Source organism: Flavobacterium sp. GW821-FHT12A05 (assembly GCF_058807735.1).
Window position 1 is genome coordinate 128,324 of the sequence record NZ_JBXAQY010000002.1, and the last position, 24,220, is coordinate 152,543.

General features: G+C 32.7%; 21 protein-coding genes and 2 tRNA genes. 14 read left to right on the forward strand and 9 right to left on the reverse strand.

Going from position 1 to position 24,220, the window contains the following annotated elements:
- Positions 1–134: 134 nt before the first annotated feature.
- Entirely contained in the window at positions 135–2,765 is a 2,631-nt protein-coding gene (gene alaS / locus AC1RRQ_RS03955; RefSeq protein WP_493021631.1) for an alanine--tRNA ligase, read from the reverse strand.
- Between the two features lie 256 nt (positions 2,766–3,021).
- Between alaS and AC1RRQ_RS03960 the strand changes: the two genes are divergently transcribed.
- From AC1RRQ_RS03960 to AC1RRQ_RS03995, 8 genes are all read left to right on the forward strand, one after another.
- On the forward strand, positions 3,022–3,999 hold the full coding sequence (locus AC1RRQ_RS03960) for a M23 family metallopeptidase (RefSeq protein WP_493021633.1): 978 nt from the start codon (positions 3,022–3,024) through the stop codon (positions 3,997–3,999).
- 46 nt (positions 4,000–4,045) lie between these two features.
- Positions 4,046–4,378: a MerR family transcriptional regulator gene (locus AC1RRQ_RS03965; RefSeq protein ID WP_493021635.1), complete on the forward strand. Its 333-nt coding sequence runs from the start codon at positions 4,046–4,048 to the stop codon at positions 4,376–4,378.
- A gap of 34 nt (positions 4,379–4,412) precedes the next feature.
- On the forward strand, positions 4,413–4,994 hold the full coding sequence (locus tag AC1RRQ_RS03970) for a LemA family protein (RefSeq protein ID WP_042563964.1): 582 nt from the start codon (positions 4,413–4,415) through the stop codon (positions 4,992–4,994).
- 85 nt (positions 4,995–5,079) lie between these two features.
- On the forward strand, positions 5,080–5,517 hold the full coding sequence (locus tag AC1RRQ_RS03975; RefSeq protein ID WP_493021637.1) for a TPM domain-containing protein: 438 nt from the start codon (positions 5,080–5,082) through the stop codon (positions 5,515–5,517).
- Between the two features lie 3 nt (positions 5,518–5,520).
- Positions 5,521–6,351: a TPM domain-containing protein gene (locus tag AC1RRQ_RS03980; protein ID WP_493021639.1), complete on the forward strand. Its 831-nt coding sequence runs from the start codon at positions 5,521–5,523 to the stop codon at positions 6,349–6,351.
- Between the two features lie 128 nt (positions 6,352–6,479).
- Positions 6,480–6,893 carry an RrF2 family transcriptional regulator gene (locus AC1RRQ_RS03985; protein ID WP_053470541.1) on the forward strand — a complete coding sequence of 138 codons (414 nt, stop codon included), beginning with the start codon at positions 6,480–6,482 and terminating at the stop codon, positions 6,891–6,893.
- Between the two features lie 250 nt (positions 6,894–7,143).
- Positions 7,144–9,690, forward strand: coding sequence for a TonB-dependent receptor (locus AC1RRQ_RS03990; RefSeq protein ID WP_493021642.1), 2,547 nt, complete (start codon positions 7,144–7,146; stop codon positions 9,688–9,690).
- Between the two features lie 169 nt (positions 9,691–9,859).
- Positions 9,860–10,597, forward strand: a complete 738-nt coding sequence (locus AC1RRQ_RS03995) for a DUF2490 domain-containing protein (RefSeq protein WP_493021644.1) — start codon at positions 9,860–9,862, stop codon at positions 10,595–10,597.
- 106 nt (positions 10,598–10,703) lie between these two features.
- Here the strand turns inward: AC1RRQ_RS03995 and AC1RRQ_RS04000 are convergent, their stop codons facing one another.
- From AC1RRQ_RS04000 to era, 3 genes are all read right to left on the reverse strand, one after another.
- A complete protein-coding gene (locus AC1RRQ_RS04000; RefSeq protein WP_493021646.1) occupies positions 10,704–13,469 on the reverse strand; it encodes an outer membrane beta-barrel protein in 2,766 nt (921 codons plus the stop codon).
- Between the two features lie 134 nt (positions 13,470–13,603).
- Complete coding sequence (gene der, locus AC1RRQ_RS04005) at positions 13,604–14,911, reverse strand: ribosome biogenesis GTPase Der (RefSeq protein WP_493021648.1); 1,308 nt, start codon at positions 14,909–14,911, stop codon at positions 13,604–13,606.
- A gap of 282 nt (positions 14,912–15,193) precedes the next feature.
- On the reverse strand, positions 15,194–16,075 hold the full coding sequence (gene era, locus AC1RRQ_RS04010) for a GTPase Era (protein WP_493021650.1): 882 nt from the start codon (positions 16,073–16,075) through the stop codon (positions 15,194–15,196).
- A 116-nt stretch (positions 16,076–16,191) separates the two neighbouring features.
- Between era and AC1RRQ_RS04015 the strand changes: the two genes are divergently transcribed.
- The 6 genes from AC1RRQ_RS04015 to AC1RRQ_RS04040 all read left to right on the forward strand — a co-directional run bounded on the left by AC1RRQ_RS04015 (position 16,192) and on the right by AC1RRQ_RS04040 (position 19,473).
- Positions 16,192–16,264: transfer RNA gene (locus AC1RRQ_RS04015), tRNA-Met, on the forward strand.
- A gap of 91 nt (positions 16,265–16,355) precedes the next feature.
- Entirely contained in the window at positions 16,356–16,895 is a 540-nt protein-coding gene (locus AC1RRQ_RS04020) for a DUF4468 domain-containing protein (RefSeq protein WP_493021652.1), read from the forward strand.
- A gap of 123 nt (positions 16,896–17,018) precedes the next feature.
- The gene (locus AC1RRQ_RS04025; RefSeq protein ID WP_493021654.1) at positions 17,019–17,783 is read left to right on the forward strand and encodes a ThuA domain-containing protein; all 765 of its coding nucleotides are present in this window, start codon (positions 17,019–17,021) and stop codon (positions 17,781–17,783) included.
- Between the two features lie 235 nt (positions 17,784–18,018).
- Entirely contained in the window at positions 18,019–18,525 is a 507-nt protein-coding gene (locus tag AC1RRQ_RS04030; protein WP_493021656.1) for a GNAT family N-acetyltransferase, read from the forward strand.
- A 175-nt stretch (positions 18,526–18,700) separates the two neighbouring features.
- Positions 18,701–19,108, forward strand: coding sequence for a helix-turn-helix domain-containing protein (locus tag AC1RRQ_RS04035; RefSeq protein WP_493021659.1), 408 nt, complete (start codon positions 18,701–18,703; stop codon positions 19,106–19,108).
- A 293-nt stretch (positions 19,109–19,401) separates the two neighbouring features.
- Positions 19,402–19,473, forward strand: a tRNA-Glu gene (locus tag AC1RRQ_RS04040).
- A 277-nt stretch (positions 19,474–19,750) separates the two neighbouring features.
- On the opposite strand, the gene AC1RRQ_RS04045 is transcribed toward AC1RRQ_RS04040, so the two are convergent.
- The 5 genes from AC1RRQ_RS04045 to AC1RRQ_RS04065 form a co-directional block, all read right to left on the reverse strand.
- A complete protein-coding gene (locus AC1RRQ_RS04045; protein ID WP_493021661.1) occupies positions 19,751–20,389 on the reverse strand; it encodes a hypothetical protein in 639 nt (212 codons plus the stop codon).
- A 276-nt stretch (positions 20,390–20,665) separates the two neighbouring features.
- Positions 20,666–21,013, reverse strand: a complete 348-nt coding sequence (locus AC1RRQ_RS04050) for a YbbC/YhhH family protein (protein WP_493021663.1) — start codon at positions 21,011–21,013, stop codon at positions 20,666–20,668.
- A gap of 241 nt (positions 21,014–21,254) precedes the next feature.
- The gene (locus tag AC1RRQ_RS04055; protein ID WP_493021664.1) at positions 21,255–21,866 is read right to left on the reverse strand and encodes a hypothetical protein; all 612 of its coding nucleotides are present in this window, start codon (positions 21,864–21,866) and stop codon (positions 21,255–21,257) included.
- Between the two features lie 273 nt (positions 21,867–22,139).
- Positions 22,140–22,499 carry a hypothetical protein gene (locus tag AC1RRQ_RS04060; RefSeq protein WP_493021666.1) on the reverse strand — a complete coding sequence of 120 codons (360 nt, stop codon included), beginning with the start codon at positions 22,497–22,499 and terminating at the stop codon, positions 22,140–22,142.
- Between the two features lie 975 nt (positions 22,500–23,474).
- Complete coding sequence (locus tag AC1RRQ_RS04065) at positions 23,475–24,011, reverse strand: hypothetical protein (protein WP_493021668.1); 537 nt, start codon at positions 24,009–24,011, stop codon at positions 23,475–23,477.
- Positions 24,012–24,220 lie beyond the last annotated feature (209 nt).

Below are 24,220 nucleotides of genomic sequence, written 5' to 3' on the forward strand. Positions count from 1 at the left end.
TTCATCCAGCTAAAGCTGGACGCTATTGAATCTATATTAAATACAAAACCCGACAGGTTTTTAAAACCTGTCGGGTTGTTGTGAATTATAAAAGCTTAGTCCCTTAGAACCTTAGCATCTTAGAAACTAGAATCTTACTTCAAAAAATCAACGGCCTTAGTAAGCGCCTCTGCGATTCCGTCAACATTTTTACCTCCTGCAGTTGCAAAGAAAGGCTGACCTCCTCCTCCACCTTGGATATATTTTCCTAATTCGCGAACTACCTGTCCGGCATTTAGGTTTTTCTCAGCAACAATTTCTTTAGAGATGTAGCACGTTAACATTGGTTTTCCTTCATGAGCTGTAGCGAAAACTACAAATAGGTTATGATAAGCATTACCTAATTCGTAAGCTAAATCTTTTGCTCCTTCTGGGTTTAAATCTACTTGTTTTGCTAAGAATTGAACTCCGTTGATTTCTTGTAATTCTTTAGCTAAATCAGCTTTCATGTTTTTTGCTTTATCTTTCAATAAAACTTCCAACTGCTTTTTCAACTGTGCATTTTCATCTTGTAATGCCAAAATCGATTTTACCGGATCTTGAGCATTTTTAAGTGCTTCTTTAATTTCAGATAAAGAAACTGCCTGAGACTCAAAATATTCTTTAGCCGCTTCACTTGTAATTGCTTCAATTCTTCTAATTCCAGCTGCAACAGCACCTTCAGAAACAATCTTGAAATGCCAGATATCAGATGTATTCGCAACGTGTGTTCCTCCACATAATTCGACAGAATCTCCAAATTTAATGGTACGTACTAAATCTCCGTATTTCTCTCCAAACAAAGCAATTGCTCCATCTTCAAGAGCCTGCTCTTTTGGAATTGCTCTTTTTTCTATTAATGGTAAACTTTCACGAATCCTTGCATTTACAAAGTTTTCTACTTCTGCTAATTCTTCATCTGTAACTTTAGAGAAATGAGAAAAGTCAAAACGCAATGAAGCATTACGAACCATCGAACCTTTTTGCTCAATATGTGTTCCTAAAATCTTGCGCAAACCTTGGTGCAATAAATGCGTAGCCGAGTGGTTTGACGAAGTTTTAGCTCTTTGATTAGCATCAACAACAGCATTAAAAGTTGCCGTAATATTTTCTGGTAACGATTGTGTTAAATGTATCGTTTGATTGTTTTCTTTTTTAGTATCAATAATATAAATAATATCTCCGTTTTGAGATTCTAAATATCCTTTGTCACCTGTTTGTCCTCCGCTTTCTCCGTAAAATGGAGTTGCATTGAAAACCAATTGATAGATTTCTCCATCTTTTACACTATCAACTCTTCTGTATTTAGTGATTTTAACTTGTTGTGATAATCTGTCATATCCAACAAATTCCTGAATATCATCTTCAACAATTACATTCCAGTCTCCAGCCGTTACTTTTGATGCAGCACGAGATCTTTCTTTTTGCAATTGCAGTTGTTCCTGGAATCCTGCTTCGTCTAATTTCAATCCTTTTTCAGAAAGAATCAAAGCCGTTAAATCGATTGGAAAACCGTAAGTATCATACAATTCAAATGCTTTTTTACCATCGATTGTATCTCCTTGATTATTTAAAATTACAGCGTCTAAAAGAATTAATCCCTGATCTAATGTACGTAAGAATGAGTTTTCTTCTTCACGAATAACATTCGAGCAAAGTGCTTTCTGTGTTCTGATTTCCGGGAAAGAATCTCCCATTTGCTCACTTAAAGTTTCAACCAATTTATAAATAAATGGTTCTTTAGTATTTAAGAAAGTAAATCCATAACGAATAGCACGACGTAAAATCCTGCGAATTACATAACCAGCTCCAGTGTTAGACGGCAATTGTCCATCGGCAATAGCAAAAGCTACGGCACGAACGTGATCTGCAATAACACGAATTGCGATATTTACTTTTTCTTCTGCTTCGTTTGAAGCTTTAACTGTATATTTTGCTCCAGTAATGGTTTCGATTTCTCTAATCAAAGGCATGAAAACATCAGTATCATAGTTTGATGTTTTTCCTTGTAATGCCATACACAAACGCTCAAATCCCATTCCGGTATCTACGTGCTGTGCAGGAAGTTTTTCAAGAGAACCGTCAGCTTTACGGTTGAATTCCATGAATACATTATTCCAGATTTCAACCACTTGCGGGTGATCATTGTTTACCAAACTTTTTCCAGAAACCAATGCTTTTTCTTCCGGAGTACGTAAATCAACGTGAATTTCAGAACAAGGTCCGCATGGTCCCTGATCTCCCATTTCCCAGAAATTATCTTTTTTGTTTCCAAGAATAATTCGGTCTTCGTCGATTAATGTTTTCCAGATATCCCAAGCTTCCTGGTCAAACGGAACATTATCATCTTTACTTCCTTCAAAAACAGAAACATAAAGATTCTCTTTTGGAATTTTATAAACTTCTGTCAATAGTTCCCAAGCCCAGTTAATTGCTTCTTTTTTGAAGTAATCTCCAAAAGACCAGTTTCCTAACATCTCAAACATAGTGTGGTGATACGTATCGATACCCACTTCTTCAAGATCATTATGTTTTCCTGAAACACGAAGACATTTTTGCGTATCGGCGATTCTTGGGCTTTTTGGCGTTCCGTTTCCTAAGAAAAATTCTTTAAACTGGGCCATTCCCGAGTTATTGAACATTAAGGTTGGATCGTCTTTAAGCACAATAGGAGCCGATGGGACAATGGTATGTCCTTTGCTCTCAAAAAAATCTAAAAATTGTTTACGTACGTCTTGTGATTTCATGTTTTATAATGAGATAATATGATAATGTGTCAATTAGATAATCATTAATCTGAAAATCTGACATTTAGATCTTTTTAATTAAAAACTCAAATTTATAACAATAAATTTCGTTCTTAATGCATTATCTAATTATCAAATTGACACATTATCTAATTATTTTTATTCTTGAAAAAAAAAGCCCCGAACAACTGAAACATTTAGTAATTTTGTTCGACTAACTAATTTTACAAGCTGCAAAAATAGGGTATTTTAAAATATGGCGAAAGTAAAATATTATTACGACTCAGAAAATCTGGCTTATACGAAAATAAAAACCAGAAAAAGAATCAAAATTGGTTACGCATTGTTGTTTTTAGTGGCTTCGGCCCTATTTGGTTTTTTAGTTTTTATACTTTTACTTAATACCCCGTATTTCGAAACGCCAAAAGACCGTTTACAGGCACGAGAAATTGAAAATTTAAAGCTGCAGTATTCTATTTTGAATAAAAAACTGGACGAAATCGACGCTGCTGCAGATGCTTTAGAAGAACGTGACAATAATATTTACAGAGTATATTTTAATAAAGCAGAAATTCCCGATTCTATAAGAAAAGCAGGTTTTAGAAATTCTGAAAGATATAAAGCTTTAGAAGGTTACAACAATTCGCAATTGGTTTTAAATACCACTAAACGAGTTGATAAACTTTCGAAAGAATTGGCCATTCAATCTAAATCATTAGATGAAATATTGAAATTAGCCGGCGCAAAAGAAAGTCTGTTATTAGCAATTCCGGCGATTCAGCCTGTTCAAAATGAAAATTTAAAACGTGTTGCTTCTGGTTTTGGATATAGAATCGATCCTTTCACGAAAGTGCGAAAAATGCACAACGGAATGGATTTTACTGCCAACACCGGCGCTCCGGTTTATGCCACCGGCGACGGCGTAGTCGAAAGGGCTGACAATACGGCTTCGGGATTTGGAAACCATGTCGTGATCAGGCACGGTTTTGGATACGAAAGTTTGTACGCGCATTTAAGCAAATACAACTGCAGACCCGGACAGCGAGTAAAAAGAGGCGATGTTATTGGTTATGTAGGAAGTACAGGAAGATCTGAAGGGCCGCACTGCCATTATGAAGTGCATAAAGATGGTAAAGTTGTGAATCCGTTAAATTTCTATTACGGAAATATTTCGGCCGCAGAATACGTTGCAATTTCGCAAATGGCAAACCAGGAAAATCAGTCATTAGATTAATACTACAAAAAGTATTATTTTTGAAATAAATTAGAAATAAAAAAACATGCATATTGAGCTTTCAAAAGATAAAAGATATTACAGCATTGGCGAAGTTGCCAAAGCTTTTAATGTCAATGCATCCTTGATACGATTTTGGGACAGTGAATTTGATATCCTGAAACCAAAAAAGAACGCCAAAGGCAACAGAATGTTCACACCAGACGATATAACCAATCTGCAGTTGATTTATCATTTGGTAAAAGAAAGAGGTTTTACACTTGAAGGTGCCAAAACGCATTTAAAAGAGGGTCAGAAGAAAACATTAGATAAATTCGAAATAATACGTAAATTAGAGACCATAAAAACACAGTTAAACGACATTAAAAACGAATTGTAATTAAAAATAGAAATAAACTTAAATCAAAACAAATATGAAAAAGTGGTTAATACCTGTTGGAATTATTATAGCACTGATCGCTATTATCGCATTTTGGTCGATTGGAATTAAAAATACTGGTTTGCAAAAAAATCAAGCCGTTAACAAAGAGTGGGGAAATGTGAGTACTACTTACCAAAGAAGAAATGACCTTATTGGAAACTTGGTAAATACTGTAAAAGGTGCTGCTGATTTCGAAAAATCAACTTTGACTGCTGTAATAGAGGCTCGTGCAAAAGCTACTTCGGTAACAATCGATCCAAGCAATGTAACTCCTGAACAATTAGCGCAATACAACCAGGCTCAAAGTGGTGTATCTTCATCTTTGTCTAGATTATTGGTTTCTGTTGAACAATATCCAACATTAAAAGCAAACGAGAATTTCTTGAAATTGCAAGACGAATTGGCAAGTACTGAGAATCAAATTTTAACGGCAAGAACTCGTTTTAACGAAGCTGTACAAGATTATAATGGTTATGTTCTGGCAATTCCAAACAGCTGGTTTTTAAGCTACAAAGAAAAACCATATTTTGAAGCTGTTGCAGGTGCTGAAAAACCAGTTGAAGTAAAATTCTAAGATTTAATATTTTTGATTAACGATTTTAGATTTCAGATTAAATCTGCAATCTAAAATCTACAATCTAAACTCTAAAATAATTTCAATGTCAAAAGTAGAAGATTTTTTATCCAAAGAAGAAGAACAAGAAATTGTTGAAGCTATTCGTGTGGCCGAAAAAAACACTTCTGGCGAGATTAGAGTACATATAGAAAAAACAACATCTAAAGCTCATTACGATCGAGCTTTAGATGTTTTTCATGAATTGCGAATGGACGAAACCAGATTACAAAATGGTGTACTGCTCTATTTTGCAGTTGATGATAAAAACTTTGTTATTTGCGGCGATAAAGGAATTAACGATGTTGTTGCCGATGATTTTTGGCATTGTACCAAAGACATCATGACCAATCACTTTAAGTCCGGTAACTTTAAACAAGGTATTGTCGACGGTATTTTAAATGCCGGAGAACAGCTCAAAAAATACTTTCCTTCATTAGAAGACGATACAAACGAATTATCTAACGAAATCTCAAAAGGATAAATAATGAAAAATTCCAAAAATACAATCTCAAATTCCAATAGAATTTTTCAGTTTAGCTTTTTGTTTATCGCGTTTTTTATCTGTAATAGTATTTTTGCGCAATTTGAGATTCCCAAAAAACCTGATTTTCAAACCTCAGTTTACGATTACGCAAATGTTTTAAGCGCGTCTGAGAAATCACAGCTTGAAGAAAAACTAATTCGATATTCAGATTCTACTTCAACTCAAATTGTAGTTATTACAATTGAAAGTTTAAAAGGAGAAGATGTAAGCCAGTTGGCCACAAAATGGGCTCAAACCTGGGGATTAGGACAAGCAAAAGAGGACAATGGTGTGATTATTTTATTGGCTAAAGCCGAAAAGAAAATTGCAATCAATCCCGGTTATGGTTTAGAAGACAGATTAACGGCCGGTATTGGCGGAACCATTATTCGTAATATTATTATCCCGGAATTTAAAGCCGGAAGTTATTATCGCGGACTAGATAAAGGTGCCGACGCTCTTTTTGATGTTTTTACAGGCAAATACAAAGGCGAAAGGAAACAAACGAAAGGAAAAGATTTTCCAATATTCCCAATTATTGTTATTGTTGTAATTGTTTTAATTTTACTATCACGCGGTAAAAGAGGCGGTGGAGGAAATTCCGGCAACAATGGCGGCGGAGGCCCTAGCCTGCTTGACGTAATTATTCTAAGTAATCTTGGAAGAAGCGGCGGCGGATTTGGTGGTTTTGGCGGAGGATCATCCGGAGGTGGTTTTGGCGGAGGCGGAGGCTTCGGCGGTGGATTTGGCGGAGGCGGATTCTCTGGCGGTGGTTCAAGCGGAAGCTGGTAATTTCAGTTTTCAGTCGCAGTTTTCAGTTTTTTGTTTCAGGCTTTGTTTAGTTTCAGGTTTTGTTTAGTTTTACATTCTAAACTAAAAATTTATAATTCATAATTTACAATTAATAATTAAAAAGATAGATGTTATCACATAAAGCAAAATACGCCCTTAAGGCCTTACTTTATTTAGCAGAACAAGACGAAAATCACATTTCTAGGACTATAGAAATTGCTGATGGCGCTAACATTCCTAAAAAGTTTTTAGAACAAATCTTATTAGATCTAAAACGAGGACGTTTTGTGAGCAGTAAGCAGGGAAAATTTGGTGGATATTATCTAATAAAATCAAAAAATGACATCACTTTGGCAGAAATTCACCGATTATTTGACGGTGCAATTGCTCTTTTGCCATGTGCTTCTTTAAATTTTTACGAGCCTTGCTCTGATTGTAAAACCGAGTCTGAATGCAGTCTGCGTCACGGTTTAATGCTTATTAGAGACAAAACTTTAAAGGCAATGGAAGGCATCACAATAGCTTCGTTAGTAAATAAATAAAAAAATATTTTATAAAGTCTAGTAAATCGATAGAATTAATTATATATATTTGCCAAAAATAATTAACTAACCATTTACAAATTTTTTAACATGAAAGTACATTTTAGTCGATCAGGTGTATCAAAACTTTTGCAAAATAAACAAACAAAGCTTTCTGCTTCTGTAAAAAGAAATTCATCTATGATGTGTATATGTTGATTTAAAAAAAATTTATTTTAAATTCTACTAATCACATATACTTAATATAAAAATGAAAACATCTATACAAAATATCTTTACAATATTATTCTTTTTAACCTTCTCTGTCTCATTTGCTCAAAATATTGAAGGCGTAGTTACAACAAGTGAAAATGTTCCATTAGAAGCTGTAAACGTGGTAATAAAAGGAACTACTATAAGTGCCATTACAGACAATAGCGGTAAATTTATAATCGATTCAAAAGGAAGATTACCTTTGACTCTTTTAATTCAGTATGTTGGATATACAACTACCGAAATCGAAGTTACTGCAATACCAGTAAACCCAATTCAGGTTGCTCTTAAAGAAGAAAACGAACTTATTGAAGTGGTCGTTTCTTCAAGACGAAGAATCGAAAAAGTTCAGGATGTGCCTATTGCTATTTCTGTTATTACAGGAAAACAAGCAGAACAAACCGGAGCTTTTAACGTTAACCGTATTAAAGAATTAGTTCCTTCGGTACAGCTTTATTCTTCTAACCCAAGAAATACCGGTATCAATATTAGAAGTTTAGGTTCTCCATTTGGGTTAACAAATGACGGAATTGATCCGGGAGTTGGATTTTATGTAGACGGTGTTTACTACGCTCGTCCAGCTGCTACAACTCTTGACTTTATCGACGTAGAACAAATTGAGGTTTTACGCGGACCGCAAGGTTCTTTATTCGGAAAAAATACAACTTCTGGAGCATTTAATATTACCACTCGTAAACCAAGTTTTACTTCTGGTGCTGATTTTGAAGTTAGTTACGGAAATTATTCTTTCCTGCAGGCTAAAGCTTCGGTTACTGGTGCTTTAGGAAAAAAAGTGGCTGGTAGATTATCTTTCTCAGGTACGTCTCGTGATGGTTTAGTTGATAATGTTGCAACGGGAAGAAGTACTAACACATTAAACAACCAAGGTATTAGAGGTCAGTTACTTTGGACTCCAACCGTAAATACTAATGTTATTTTTGCTGCAGATATTACAACACAGCGTCCTGATGGATATGCGCAAGTTGTTGCTGGTGTTGCTCCTACTCAAAGAGCTGCTTACCGCCAGTTTGATGCTATTATTAAAGATTTAAATTATCAGTTACCAAGCCAGAATGCTTTTGATCGTAGAATTGATCAAGATACTCCATGGCGTTCTAATCAGGACATGGGTGGTCTTTCGTTAAATGTTGACACTAAAATTGGAGGCGGAACTTTAACTTCAACAACTGCTTGGCGTTTCTGGAACTGGGATCCATCAAATGATAGAGATTTTACAGGATTACAAGTATTGGCTAAATCTCAAAACCCAACAAGACAAACACAAATTACACAAGAGGTTCGTTACGCAGGTCAGCTTACTTCTAGAATCAGCGGTGTTGCGGGAGTATTCTTTATTGATCAAACATCACAAACTGATGGTACAGAAGAATCTGGAAGTGCACAATGGAGATTCTCTCAAAGTACAACAAGCCCATTATGGAAAACTCCAGGTCTTTTTGAAGGATACGGAATTAAAACCGATGCAAGAATCAGATCGTCAAGTGCTGCTGTTTTTGCTCAAATTGACTGGTCGATTACAGATCGTTTGCATATTTTACCAGGTTTAAGATATAATTTTGACAAAAAAGATGCACATTATGCTCGTACAACATACGGAGGTTTACAAACTTCTGACCCTGCATTATTAGCATTGAAAAAAATGGTTTATTCTGATCAATCTTTTGATTCAAGCACTGATAATACAGACTTTTCCGGAAACTTAACGCTTACTTTTAAAGCAAACGATAAAATCAATGCTTATGCAACTTACGCTAAAAGTTACAAACCAGTTGGTGTAAACGTTGCAGGACTTCCAACGGACTCAAAAGGTGCTCCTTTATTAGATCTTGCGGTTATTAAACCAGAAAAAGTAAATCATTATGAAATTGGAGTAAAAACTTCTCCTTTCAGAAATTCAATTTTCAATTTAGCTGTATTTAAAACTGATATTAAAGATTTCCAAACAAACGTTCAGGCTGCTGAATTGGGTGTAAACCGTGGTTATCTTGCCAATGCAGACAAAGTTCGTGTACAAGGTGTAGAATTAGACGCAAGTTTTGTTATCAGCTCTCACTTAACAATAAATGGAGCTGCAACCTATACAGATGGTACTTATGTAAAATTTACAAATGCACCGCTTCCATTAGAAGAAACTGGAGCTCCGGTATCATTTAAAGATGTTTCTGGAACTAATCTTCCAGGTGCTTCAAGATGGGCAGGATCTTTAGGAGGTGAACTTTCGGACAATGCAAGATTCTTTGGAAACGCTGGAAAAGTTTTCTTAGCTATTGATTCTTATGCTCGTTCTGAATTTTCTTCAAGCCCTTCGGCTTCAAAATATTTAGTTGTTCCGGGTTATGCTATTTTTAATGCTCGTTTAGGGTTCCGTGCTTCACAAGGTTTATCCGTTCACTTTTGGGGACGTAACTTATTAAACAAAGATTACTACGAACAATTATTACCTGCAGGAGGTAACGCAGGACAATATGCCGGTGTACTTGGAGATCAAAGAACTTACGGAGTTACATTGAAATATAACTTATAAGAAAGATTAAGATTAAAACTAAAAACTAAATTAACGGGATGCGTTTTATATGCATCTCGTTTTTTTATTTATAAAGTCTGAAATCACAAATTACTGCTTAAACTCAATTTTATTCTGCTGTAAATCGATTCTGGTTTGTATATATTCGCAGCCTGAATTTGTATGTTGAATGAAAATTTTCAAATTAGTATTTGTATTAGGTCTTATAAGTCCTTTTTTATCGGCACAAAATAAAAAGAATACAGAACAGCAGACACTGGCCTGGATTCGTTATTATAATATTTTTCCGCTTACTGAAAAGTGGGCCATTCATTCTGAATTTGATAATCGAAGTTTTCTAAATCCTATCCATCAAAATTTATTTGTTATAAGAATTCAGGGGCGGTACAGGGCAGCAAAAATTATAGATTTAGGCGGTGGTTTTGCTTATTTTAATGTAAATACTCAAACGCCAGCTATTGATCCTGATTTTTCTATCCCAGAATATAGAGCACAACAGGATGTTACTTTTATTAATGATGTGGCAAAAATCACTTTCCATAATCGGTTTCAGCTGGAAGAACGTTTTATGCAGCGAGCTACGAAAACAGAATTGCTTGACGATTTTACATTTGCATTCCGTTTCCGTTATAGATTACAGTCGACTTTTGATCTTTGGAAAAAAGAAAAACAAAGCTTAAAAGGCACCATTTCTAATGAAATCATGTTCAACTTTGGAAAAGATAACAAGCGGAATACTTTCGATCAGAATCGGCTTTATGCTTCGCTTCGTTACCATATTAATCCAAATATTGGCTTAGAATTAGGGTATTTAAAAAGTTTTCAAAGACGCGCCAGCGGCGTAGATTTTTACGATCGCGATATTATAAGATTTACGTTTTATCATAAAATTGATCGTAGATTTTAGATTTTAGATTTTAGAAAAAAGCCTGATCAAATTTTCAATTTGATCAGGCTTTTTTCTGTTTTTCTTTGTCCCTCTGAACCTCTGCTCCTTTGAACCTTCAAAGGAACTAATCCCTCTGTCTTTTCTTCCCTCCTTTTTCGGCTCCTGAAAAATTTCCTATTTTATATGCTAGAGAAAACATTACATAACGTCTTAAAACGGTATTTTCTTCATCGCTGATAGCTGTTGCAGAAATAGTTCGTGTTGCACTTAAATTCTGATTTAAAACATCGTATACTTTTACTTTTGCGTACAGCTTTTTATCTAAAAATCCGTAAGACAAACTTGTATTCCATAAATAGAAATCTTTCTTGAAATCGCCTGAAATATTAGAATTATAAGTATAACCAAAATCATTTCCGAAGATTAAATTCTCCGGCCAATACGTTGTAGTCTGTAAATTAATTCGGTGTACCACGTTTGAAGTTGCGTCTCTTGAATAATTTTCATATTTCGATTGATTGTATGATAAATTATAAGATGGCGCAATTGTCAGGATTTCTCCATAATCGTAAGACATATAAACCTTTGGCGACAATCCTACTGATTTTGCATTATACATAACAGCATCTGTAAATCCTTTATCAAAAGAATAATTTGCATTTATACCTAAACCATAACGCAAAGTATGTGCTCCGGATTTAACAGACTGATTCCAATTTGCACCAATAGAAGCGTTATAAACTCCGGAAATATTTACATAAGTTGTGTTTCTTTTTCCACTATCAAAAATGGTAGACGACACAATATCATTATCATAATAATCCCCTTTCAAATAAACATTATATCCTGAACGAGATCTAAAATCGTAATTTCTAAAATTAAAATTAATGCTGTTTTTCTCTACCGGATTCAAATTAGGATTTCCAACAATTGTATTTAATGGATTATTCAAATTAATAACAGGCATTAACTGATTGGCAGAAGGCAGTGCGTTTGAATACTCATATCTAAATGATAAATTTTTAGAACGGTCAAATTTATATCGCAGCAAAGCAGACGCAAATGGCAGCGCGTATTTTTTATTTAAATCTGTCGCATTATTTAAATACAAGGAGTGATTATCAAAATTTACAATTGATGTTCGACTATCTAAATTGATTGTAAATTTATTCTTTTGCAAAGTAAGACCCACTTTTGGCGTAACTGAATTTTGAGTTGAATTTGTATAATTACTAAAAGCTAAATTAAAATCAGTATAATCTTGTGTGTCAGGATCAAAACTAAAAGTTCTTTCATCATTACTAGAACTTTTCCAATCGAAATTAGTTCCTATTCTAATTCTCAGCGAATCTGTTATTGGTTCTATATATTCTAAATCAGCTGAATAAGAATCACTTGTCGTTTTATTTTTTGTTTTTTGATTTCTAAAATCATTTGGCTTATCTCCCTTATAAAAAACAGTTTCTGAAATATTCAAGGCATCAGAATCACTATCGGTATTATTATTTGTAAAAACTAAACTTAAATTACGAGACTTTTTTTCAAAAGCTCTATTAAAGTTTATTGTATTTCCAAAGCTCGTATTATTACCTTCTGAAGAGGAACTTCCTTTACTTTCATTCAGAGCATTTCCATTTTCATCTTCAGTAAAACTTGAAGAAACCGAATTAGAATTTGTATGTGATTGATTAAGTCTTGGAGCAACAACAATTCGCGTTTTAGGATTAATTTTATATTCCAATTCAAAGTTGACATTGTTTCCTGTATTTTCATTTCTGGATTTAGAAGCTGCTTCTGTTAAAATATTTCCTGTTGGCTGAAAGCTAAGCTCATTTGATTTACTGTCGTTTTTGTTAACTGTATTCGTAAAATTATAACTTCCCATAGCCAGCAGATCTTTTGTCCAGTCATCAGAATAATTAAGTCCAACTAAGTTAGACTGCGTAATTCCTTTTCCACCGCCACCACCGCCAGAATTGCCGTTTCCGCCTTTTCCGCTGCTGTTTCGTCCTCCGCCCATATTATCAAAAACATCATCCATAGAAAAGCCGGTAGAGTTGATATTATTAGACGATGCCAGCAGACTTATCTTCTGTTTATTATTAAAATAATTTAGGTTGACATTGGCTTCATAACGATCATCTGTACCATAACCTCCCATTACTTTTCCAAAATAACCTTTGTTTTTCTTTTCATCAATAGTAATATTAATGCTCGAAAAATCTGAAGTCGATTCTTGCTTGGAGAGTTCTTCTTTTTTGGTTTTAAAATCCGAAACCTGGATTTTCTTTATAATATCGGCAGGTAAATTTTTAATTGCGATGGCTCCGTCTTTATCAAAAAAAGTTTTTCCGTTTACCAAAACCTGATTGACTTCTCGTCCGTTTACCGTAATTTTTCCGTCGTTATCGACATCAAATCCCGGAAGTTGTTTTAATAAAGTCTCGACATTAGAATCCGGGCGGACTTTATATGAAGCTGCATTAAATTCTAAGGTATCTTTTTTGATGGTAATTGGCGCTGCTTCGGTTTTTATAACCACATCGTTCAATGCATTTACGTTTTCGATCATGTAAAGCTTTCCAAAATCTTTACTTTCGGTAAGTCCTTTGTATTCTTCGTAATAAGTTTGATATCCCATATAACTAACCTTTAGGAAAACAGGTTTGTCGTATTTTTTGATATCCATTCTAAAAGCACCGTTTTTATCTGTGGTGGCATATTCAATAACGGTAGAATCTTTTATTGTAGTAAAGTAAACAGTTGCCATTTCCATAGGCAATTGTGTATTAACGTCGAGGACGGTTCCTCTAATAGTAATGTCGTTTTGTGCGTTGGCTGTTAAGACAAAAAGAAATAAAAAGGATAAAAATGAATAAATCTTGGTCATAAAAAATTGGTTAGTTAGATTGGTTAGACTACAAAAAAACACAAAGGTTTAATTGTAGTTTTAACGTTTATTCAAATAATGTGCCATAAAAAAAAGGCAAAAAAAAGTCCCCTTTATTTTGGGGACTTTCTTTCTTATTTTTCTCTGATATAAATATCGATTGGAACTCCTGCGAAATCCCAATTATCGCGAATTTTATTCTCAAGATATCTCTTATATGGTTCTTTTACATATTGCGGCATATTGGCAAAAAATACAAACTGAGGCGTTTGAGTTGGCAATTGCATACAGTATTTAATTTTTACATATTTCCCTTTTGTTGCCGGCGGCGGATAAGCTTCGATCACTTTCAACATATATTCGTTGAATTTTGAAGTTGGGATTCTTTGTTTTCTATTTTCAAAAACCTGAACCGTAGCTTCTAAAGCCTTCAATAAACGCTGCTTAGTTAAAGCCGAAACGAACAAAATTGGCACATCTGTAAAAGGCATTAATTCCTTTTTAATTTTTTCTTCGTAATCACGGCTCGACATCGTATCTTTTTCAACCAAATCCCATTTGTTTACCAAGATTACAACACCTTTACGGTTTTTCTCGGCAAGCCAAAAAATACTTTGATCCTGACCTTCAAAACCACGAGTCGCATCAATTACTAATATACAAACATCTGCATGCTCAATTGCTCTTACAGAACGCATTACAGAGTAAAATTCTAAATCTTCCTTAACTTTTGCCTTACGACGGATTCCCGCAGTATCGACCAAGTTAAATTCAAATCCAAAACGGTCAAATTTTGTATCAATTGCATCACGTGTTGTACCCGCAATATCAGTTACGATATAACGATCCTGACCAATTAATGCATTAATAAAACTAGATTTTCCTGCATTTGGACGACCTACAACCGCAAAACGAGGCAATTCCTCAGTAACCTCAACTGGTTCTTTTTCAGGAAAAGCATCAATTAAAGCATCTAATAAATCTCCTGTTCCGCTACCTGAAATACTTGCGAAAGTAAAATAATCTCCTAAACCAAGATTATAAAACTCAATCGCATCTTTTTCGCGCATTGCGTTATCTACTTTATTTACAGCCAATAAAACTGGTTTGGTTACTTTACGAAGTAATTTTGCAACCGTTTCATCCATTGGTGTAATACCTTCTTCAACATCTACTACAAAAATAATAACATCGGCTTCGTCGATAGCAAGTTCTACTTGTTTACGTATTTCACCTTCAAATACGTCATCAGATCCGCGAACGTATCCACCCGTATCAATAACAGAAAACTCTTTTCCATTCCACTCGCTTTTACCATAGTTTCTATCACGGGTAACCCCAGATACTGAATCTACAATAGCTTCTCTTCTTTGTATCAGCCTATTAAAAAGGGTTGATTTCCCCACATTAGGTCTTCCTACTATCGCAACAATGTTATTCATTTGTGTAAATTTTAGATTTCAGATTTTAGATTTTAGACTTTTAGTTTCCTAAAATTCTATCATTTATAAATCCAAAATGCTTTATTTTAATTTTTTGCAAAGGTAGTCTTTTTTAGTTTGCAGTTATCAGTTTTAAGTTTTCAGTAAAAAAACTTATAAAACTGTGACTATAAACTGAAAACTGACTACTTTTTTAGGAGCTGTTTCCTGCTATATTTTAGTTCTCAGTCGCAGTGTACAGTCGCAGTCTGAAAACTGTGACTGTGACTGAAAAACTCTTTTTTATTGATTATAACCGAATCGTTTCAGCATATTAGCATTGCTTCTCCAGTTTTTGTTCACTTTTACATAAAGTTCAATGTGAATTTGTTTCCCGAAAAACTTTTCTAAATCGACACGAGCGTCCATTCCAACTTTCTTTAAAGCGGCGCCTTTATGTCCTATGATGATTCCTTTTTGCGTATCGCGTTCGACCATAATTACAGAACGGATTCGGATAATTTTTTCGTCTTCAAAAAATTCTTCAGTCACGATTTCAACCGCGTACGGAATCTCTTTTGCATAATTCAATAAGATTTTCTCACGAATGGTTTCGTTTACAAAAAAGCGCTCTGGTTTATCTGTTAATTGATCTTTAGGGTAATATGCCGGAGATTCTGGCAATAGTTCGATAATTCTTCCAAAAACTTCCGGAACATTAAAGTTCTGTAAAGCCGAGATTGGGAAAATTTCTGCATTTGGCACTTTTTCTTTCCAAAAAGCAACCTGTTCTTCTAATTGTTCCTGATTTGAATTGTCGATTTTATTCAACAATAACAAAACCGGAATTTTAGCATAAATGATTTTATTAAAGAAAGCTTCGTCTTTTAAGTCCTGCTCTCCTATTTCGACCATATAAATCAGGATATCAGCATCTTCAAAAGCCGATTTTACGAAGTTCATCATCGACTCCTGCATTTCATAAGCTGGTTTTATAATTCCTGGAGTATCTGAAAGTACCAGCTGAAAATCTTCGCCATTTACGATTCCTAAGATTCTGTGACGTGTTGTTTGTGCTTTTGATGTAATGATGGATAATCTTTCTCCAACAAAGGCGTTCATTAGTGTCGATTTTCCAACATTTGGATTCCCGATTATGTTTACAAAACCTGCTTTATGTGACATTTGCGTAATATTTAAGATGCAAAGGTAGTCATATCAACTCAATACAGAAAATAAAACATTTTTTTAAGTTTTCGTTGGATTTCTTAAAAATCGGCGTATCTTTGCACCCGAAACATCGCGGGATAGAGCAGTAGGCAGCTCGTCGGGCTCATAACCCGAAGGTCACAGGTTCGAGTCCTGTTCCCGCTACTAAGAGAAAAACACCACTTATTACAAGTGGTGTTTTTTATTTATAGCAATATTTATCTTTTTATATTTGATAAAAATAAATTTTACTGCAATGAGAAAAACATCATTAATAATTCTCCTATTTGTCTTAACAATTTCATGTAGTTGTTTTTCGCAATCTTTAGTTTTTGAAAAAATTATTCAAGTCGACTCCACGAAATCAAAAGAAATTCTTTTCGAGAGACTTAATACTAAATTGATTGATTATTACGGAGGACAAAATAATTTTAATAAAAACATTATTCAATCTGATAAAAACAATGGAGTTATTAAAATTAAGCAAGAGATGCGCTATAGTAAAAATGAATTTATGAATAGCGCTAACGGTGTGATTGATTTTAATATAAATGTGTTTTTTAAAAAAGGACGATGCAAAGTATTAATCGATAATATTACACACACCGGTATGGGTATATCTATGGGAGCTATTACTGAAGACAAAGAATATCCTCATACTGACAAAGATTACTTAAAATTTCGTAAAAGAAAATGGGTAGAAATTAAAGACTTTATTTATTCTGAAATGCCAAAGAAGATTTTGATGATCGAGAAAATTCTTAATGCACCTTTAGAACAAGAAAATGAATGGTAAATCATAAGACTGTAAAAGCTTCAGAGAAATCTGGAGCTTTTTTTGTTTTCAATATTTTGTGACAGCCAGGAAAATACAGCCAACAGATTTTTTTTCTATCTTCCCAAAATAAAATTTTCTAAAATGAGCCACCAGTTTTCGATAAAAAAATCATTTTTATTCAGCTTTATTGTACTGACAAGTTATTTTCTAGTTTCTTTCCATATAAAAAACAAAGAACAGACCGTTTCTTATAAAACCAAAAAAGTACTGATTTTTTCTAAAACTAATGGTTTCAGACATGAAAGCATTCCTTCCGGAATTGCAGCGATAAAAAAACTGGGACAGGAAAATGATTTTATTGTAGATGCTACTGAAGACTCTCTGGCAATTAATTCAAAAAACTTAAAGCAATACCAAGCTGTTATATTTTTAAGTGCCTCAGGCCATGTTTTAGACGAAAGTCAAAAATTGGCTTTGCAAAAATTCATAAAAAATGGAAATGGTTTTGTTGGCATTCATTCGGCCACAAACTGCGAACCAGATTGGTATTGGTACACACAAATGATTGGCGGCATCTTTGAAGGACATCCTGAACCGCAGAATGCTAAACTTATAATTGTAGATCACGAACATCCATCTACAAAACATCTTCCTGCAATTTGGGAACGTAAGGACGAATGGTACAATTTTAAATATCTAAATCCAAACGTAAATGTGCTTATAAAAATTGATGAGTCTTCATATAAAGGTGGTAAACATGGCGATAATCATCCTTTGGCATGGTATCATGAATATGATGGCGGCAGAGCATTTTACACTGCATTAGGGCACAGTCCTGAAAGTTACAATGATCCTCTTTTTTTACAGCATTTACTTGGAGGAATCACTTATGCTATAGGAAGATAAAGAGTTGAAATGATAGCAAGGCTTGAAAAATTAATCAACAAATAAATCATCTTTTAATTTAGCATAAATATCGAGACTTATAAGCATACACTTTTCTAAAAGAATCGCACAAAATCCTTAAACATTTTTGAAAAGCGAAAAGTTTACATTCTTTATATTTTGTAAATTTGATTGTACTTACAAAAGAAAAATACTGCTATTATTTTTAGCTAACAACTTCTAAACTTTTTATTTAATGTCTACTCTTTACCAAAGCCCAAGAATAATTATTCGCGAATTTTTACCTCAGGAACAACAAACATTTTTAGCTCTTTTTAAAGATAATCAAGTTACAGAATATCTTCCTGAGACTTCTCCAGAAAGATATGTAGAGATGTTTAATGAATTGCTTGAAAATTATAAAAAGAAAAACCTTAGCCGATGGGCAATATTTGACACTACAAATAACAATTTTATAGGAATGTGCGTTGCACGTATTTTTGTACACGACACAAGTCAAATAGAGATTGGGTACGTACTTAGCAGAGCATATTGGGGAAAAGGTATTGCTACAGAGGTATGCAAGGCCATAACACAATATAGTTTTGCAAACACAAATACGAATGAAGTTGTAGCCATAACAGATCTCGATAACACCGGATCGCAAAATGTGCTGCAAAAAGCCGGATTTGAACGATTAAATAATTTGATACGAAATGAAGAAGAACTAGCCTATTTTAAAATAGAAAGATTACGTTCATAAACGAGCCGTTCGCACTAGGAAAATTCCAATTTTTCGAACAGATAAACTATTCCAGATTTGGATATAATATCTGACAAAAAGAATGTTTTAAGACGATATTTTTTTATCTTTGAAATTCAGTCTTTTTAATCCGAATGGCTTTATCTTTGAGCCTTTAGAAAACTAAAACTCATTTATGGAACAGAAAATACATCAGGGAAGAAACGTAAAACGTTTTAGAGAAATGCTTAACATAAAACAAGAAGCATTGGCTTATGATTTGGGAGAAGACTGGAATCAAAAGAAAATTTCTATGCTGGAGCAGAAAGATGTAATTGAAGATAATCTGTTGAAACAAATCTCAGCAGTCTTGAGAATTCCTGTTGAAGCTTTTCAGAACTTTGATGAAGAACAAGCGATAAATATTATATCGAATACTTTTAACGATCAATCTAACGGCTATAATTATTACCCAACTTTTAATGTAAATCCAATGGAAAAATGGCTTGAAGCCTTAGAAGAAATTAAAAGATTAAATTTAGAACTTTTGAAAGCAAAAGAGGAACAGATTAAAATTTTAGAAAAATCATTAACAAATAAATGAGTTTTTTAAAAAGCGCAGAAAACTTCATAAGAATATTCCTTCAAATTGATATTTTTTCACTTTTCTGTAAATTATTTTTTTTAATAAAAAGAATCGATAAATTTTCTTCATCAGTTTTCTTCTGGCAAAACAACCATTTATTAATCAAATAAATACAAAAACATTAATTTAATTTATTTGAGAAGGTTCATTGCTAAAAGCATTTTTTTCTCCTAATTATTAAAAAAGTTTTTTTTGAAATCTTTTGCACATTCCTAAAATAGTTGCATTTTTGCACCCGCAATAGCAAAACAGGTCCGTTCGTCTATCGGTTAGGACGCCAGGTTTTCATCCTGGTAAGGGGGGTTCGATTCCCCCACGGACTACAAAAAGCTTCAGAGAAATCTGGAGCTTTTTTTGTTTGGGCTAAATAGGAAACTTCTAAAATTTTGATTATTTCTAAACAAAAAAAAGCGCAAAAGTCTAGAGACATTTGCACCGCTCCCGCACGAATCCTTTCGTGTGGCTATATGTTAGTTAAAATCTAGATTTGAGAACATATCAAAAGAAAGGATTCTAACAATATTAGAATCCTTTTTTCTTTACATTTTTTGTCGATTATCTTTGCGCCACACGAAAGGATTCGTGCGGGAGCGGGGTTACTTACCAAATAATACCCCAATATATTAAAGTCTTACTCTTTTTGCTAATTGCTATTCCTTTTGAATATCCATTTTGCCATTCAGGAGGCATTTGTAGATTAGGTAGTAAGTCGAAATTTTCAAAGCGATTTCCTGATTTAGCATCTAATACATAAATATTAAAACTTTCATCTAGTTTTATGTTACTTTCATCTACAGGATTATAAACCTTAAAATTTGGTACTGGATACTTCATCTTATAGCAATCTCTATTTATTAACAGTGAATCTAATATTTCAACCTTTTTTCTGTTTTCATAAGTATCTTTTGTTTCGAATCTATTAATTAAAAAAAGACATGAATCTCGGTATGTATATTTAGCAACATAATGATATTTATTTATGACAGAATCAATTTTTAATGAATCTACATTACTCTCGTATAGCATGAAACAAATATCATTTTTAGATTTATTTTTATTGTTAATAATTGTATATGGATATGCAACAAGTTTATTTGGAAAATGAGAAGTTAAATTTTTGTCAAATTCACTTTTACTTTTAATATACTCGTTAATATCTTCTTTACTTACTACTTGACCATTACAACTTACAAACATAATAGTAATAAATAACAATCTTAAAAAGATTATTTTTTTCATAATTAATTAATTTAAATTTCTAATAGTATAATCCATATGGTCAGTAAAAAGACCCCGCTACCGCACGAATCCTTTCGTGTGGCTATATGCTAGTTAAAATCTAGTTTCGAGAACATATCAAAAGAAAGGATTCTAATAATATTAGAATCCTTTTTCTTTACATTTTTTGTCGATTATCTTTGCACCACACGAAAGGATTCGTGTGGGAGCTCGGGACTGGCTATTATGAACTATTGGATCTGAACTATCAAGCTATGTTATAACTCGTTTACTTTGTCATTTTTCATGATAAACTTTCAATATCTTACAATCTTTCTTTTGTATCTCTATGTAAGCAACACCACCTTTTGTCATATGCAATGTTCCTTCTACAGCCCAAACATTTGACGATTTCAATGTTGCCACAAACGGTCTCTGTTTATAAATCTTTTCACCATATATAGGCACCAAAATTGCTTCAGCTACTTTTACTGCAGTTTCTTTATCTGGAACTAAATCCTTAAAAACTAAATTAGTTTTTTCTGTTTCAGATTTTATTACCTTTTTCAACTTCGTTTTTTCTTGGGAGAATGAATTAAAGGATATTAATAAAAAAACTACTAATATTACATTATGCTTTTTCATATTTTAGATTTTAAGTCTTATTTTCATTTGGTGAAATTTCATTTTTTCTATGAGCCTTTTTTGAGTTACTCCTCGCTCTCGGTTAAATCCTTTCGTGTAACCGCATACCAATTAAAATCTAGATTTGAGAACGTATCAAAAGAAAGGATTCTAACAATATTAGAATCCTTTTTTCTTTACATTTTTTGTCGATTATCTTTACGCCATACGAAAGGATTCGTGCGGAAGCGGTGCTATAAAATCAAGAAACAAATAAATTCGTTCTATCAACAATCTTCCATACATTATTAGTGCGCTTCAAAATAATTAAATCGGCTTTTTTACTGTGTCCTACAGATTTAATTAAAACAAACATAATTTTATCCTCATACAATTTAAAATTACAAAACTCAACCTCACCAACAAAGTTTGGTTTATCAATTGAAGAGTCAGTGTAAATTTTATATTTACCAATTGACTTTGGAAAATGAGAAGATACCTGAAAATTTTCATATTTTCCTTTTGTAAAAAGTTCACTATATAATTCCTTAAATTTGGAATTGTGACTAAATAAATCATTTATATCTCTATTGATTATTTTATCAACAACAATTGAATCTACCAAGTTAACAGCAAATGCAGTCTTTGGAATTATCTTTTTTCTATTGGAATCAAACTTTTCCTCTTCTATAAATGGAACAGGTATAAATGTTCCTTTCTTGTAGGCAAACGTATCTACCAATTGTATGAAGTTGTTTGCGATAACAGCTTCTTTATTAATACTTTCTTTTTTACAACTAAGCACAAAAAAGAAAAATATAGGGATAAAAAATATAACTATTTTCTTAATCTTTAAAATTCCAACCTTTTCCATATTTTTCAAGTAATTTATATGCATTATCTTTATTAATCATTTCATAAGGGCTAAATATGTGTTGTTCAAAACCATCACCAAATTCCCCGCTCCCGCACGAATCCTTTTGTGTGGATATATGCTAGTTAAAATCTAGATTTAAGAACGTATCAAAAGAAAGGATTCTAACAATATTAGAATCCTTTTTTCTTTATATTTTTTGTCGATTATCTTTGAGCCACACGAAAGGATTCGTGCGGGAGCGGGGAACTTTAAAGTTTTATAATATACATGCTAATATTCGATAGGCTTAAGCATAAAAGTATTTTCTTTTTTTTGCAAAGAAAATTTCACATCATTTGTAAAGAACTCTTTATCCGTTACGAAAAAAACTTTATAAGATTCTGAATCATTAAAAATTAAATTTTGCTCATATACTATTGTATTATTTTTAACAAACAATATGAGTCGAGATATATCCTTATCCCCAGTGTATGTAAACCCAATTTTTTTACTAACTTCTTCGTTCGATACTCCTACACCGAAAATGTATAATTTATCATATTTGAAAAGGTTATTGAAATTTAGATTGCATTTACTTTTGCAATTTAAATATACATTTTCAACATAATCATCTAATTTATCATTTCGCATAGTAGAACACGATTGACAATTCATTATTAAAACTATTACAAAAACTAAAAAAAAAATTTTCATATGTTATTATATTATCCCAAAGGGAGCTTCATTAATCTTTCATTCTTTTCAGACTGTTTTTTCCAAAACGCGTCAATAGCCCCGCACGAATCCTTTCGTGTGGCTATATGCTAGTTAAAATCTAGTTTTGAGAACGTATCAAAAGAAAGGATTCTAACAATATTAGAATCCTTTTTTCTTTACATTTTTTGTCGATTATCTTTGCGCCACACGAAAGGATTCGTGCGGGAGTGGGGATCTGAAATTATAGAAATATAAATGAATCTAAGTTCTAAAATTATTAATAAAACAAAAATAAGAATTGAAACATTTTCTAAAAATGATAATATGTTTGAATTAAAAATCTCTGATTTAGAAAATATATTGCACAACCTAGACCTTTGGTACTCCAACTCAATATTAGATGTAACGGTTAATAAACTATACACTATTTGAATAATTGAAATAATTAAATAATTCTTAATTAAATGAAATTTTCTAAATTTAAAAAGTAAAAAATTTAAAATTATTGATACGAATAAAAAAATATCAAAAGACATTGTATAATCATTATAAAACGAATTTGAAGTTGCAATTACTAGTGCAATGGTTGCAACGTTTAAACAAAAAGAAACTTTTTTCATAATTAAAAATTATTTTTTCATTATTGGTTTTTGCATTTTAAATGTTTGTCGGATTCTCTCCCCCCGCTCCCGCACGAATCCTTTCGTGTGGCTACATGCTAGTTAAAATCTAGATTTGAGAACGTATCAAAAGAAAGGATTCTAACAATATTAGAATCCTTTTTTCTTTACATTTTTTGTCGATTATCTTTACGCCACACGAAAGGATTCGTGCGGGAGCGGGGGCAAAAGAAATAGAATGGACTCACCTAAAGTATACTCTGCTATTGACTAATTATATTTTAATATGCTAATTTTGAGTAAAATCGTTAACATAATACGAACCTAAATAATCATCAAAGGTTATTCCAAATCCATTTTTAAAAAGAAAATAAGCTACATTTAAAACTCCATCATTCTCTTTTATTTTATTATTTATTAAAAACCTTTTTTTATCTGCACTTATCAAAGCGTATTTTTTTAAAAAGTCATTTCTATTTAAGTTTTTATAATCTTGTTCAATAACTTTATTGATTGTAAAACAAACATGATCTTTTGAATCTACTTTCATAGATAGCTTATGATTTAATATGGCATTAAAATAATCATCATATGCACCAGTAATATTGTTTTTCATGTATGAATAAAAAATTTCAGATGCCTCAACCTGACATATTTGCGTATTATTAGCACAGAATAACATATAATAGTTTACTTTAATAGCCTCATTTTGCTTTTTTTTTATTGAATATAAATCATAATAGTTTATTTCTTTTTCTTTTGAACAAGAAGATAATATTATTACTGTAATTAAAACTCTAATTAAGATTGAATGGTAAGCCCCCATAAGTTGTTCTTTTTGGTAAATTAATTAATGCTCTTCCTCTATTTTCGAAATCTACGGCTCGTTTTTCTGCCGGATCTTTTTCCGCTGATTTCCCTACAGAATCAGCCATTTTTCCTCGATCATAATCATACATATGTCTCATTTCATGAACTACTGTTGTAAAATCTGAGTCTGGAATTCCTTCCTGACTTTCAAAATTTTCTTTAGCA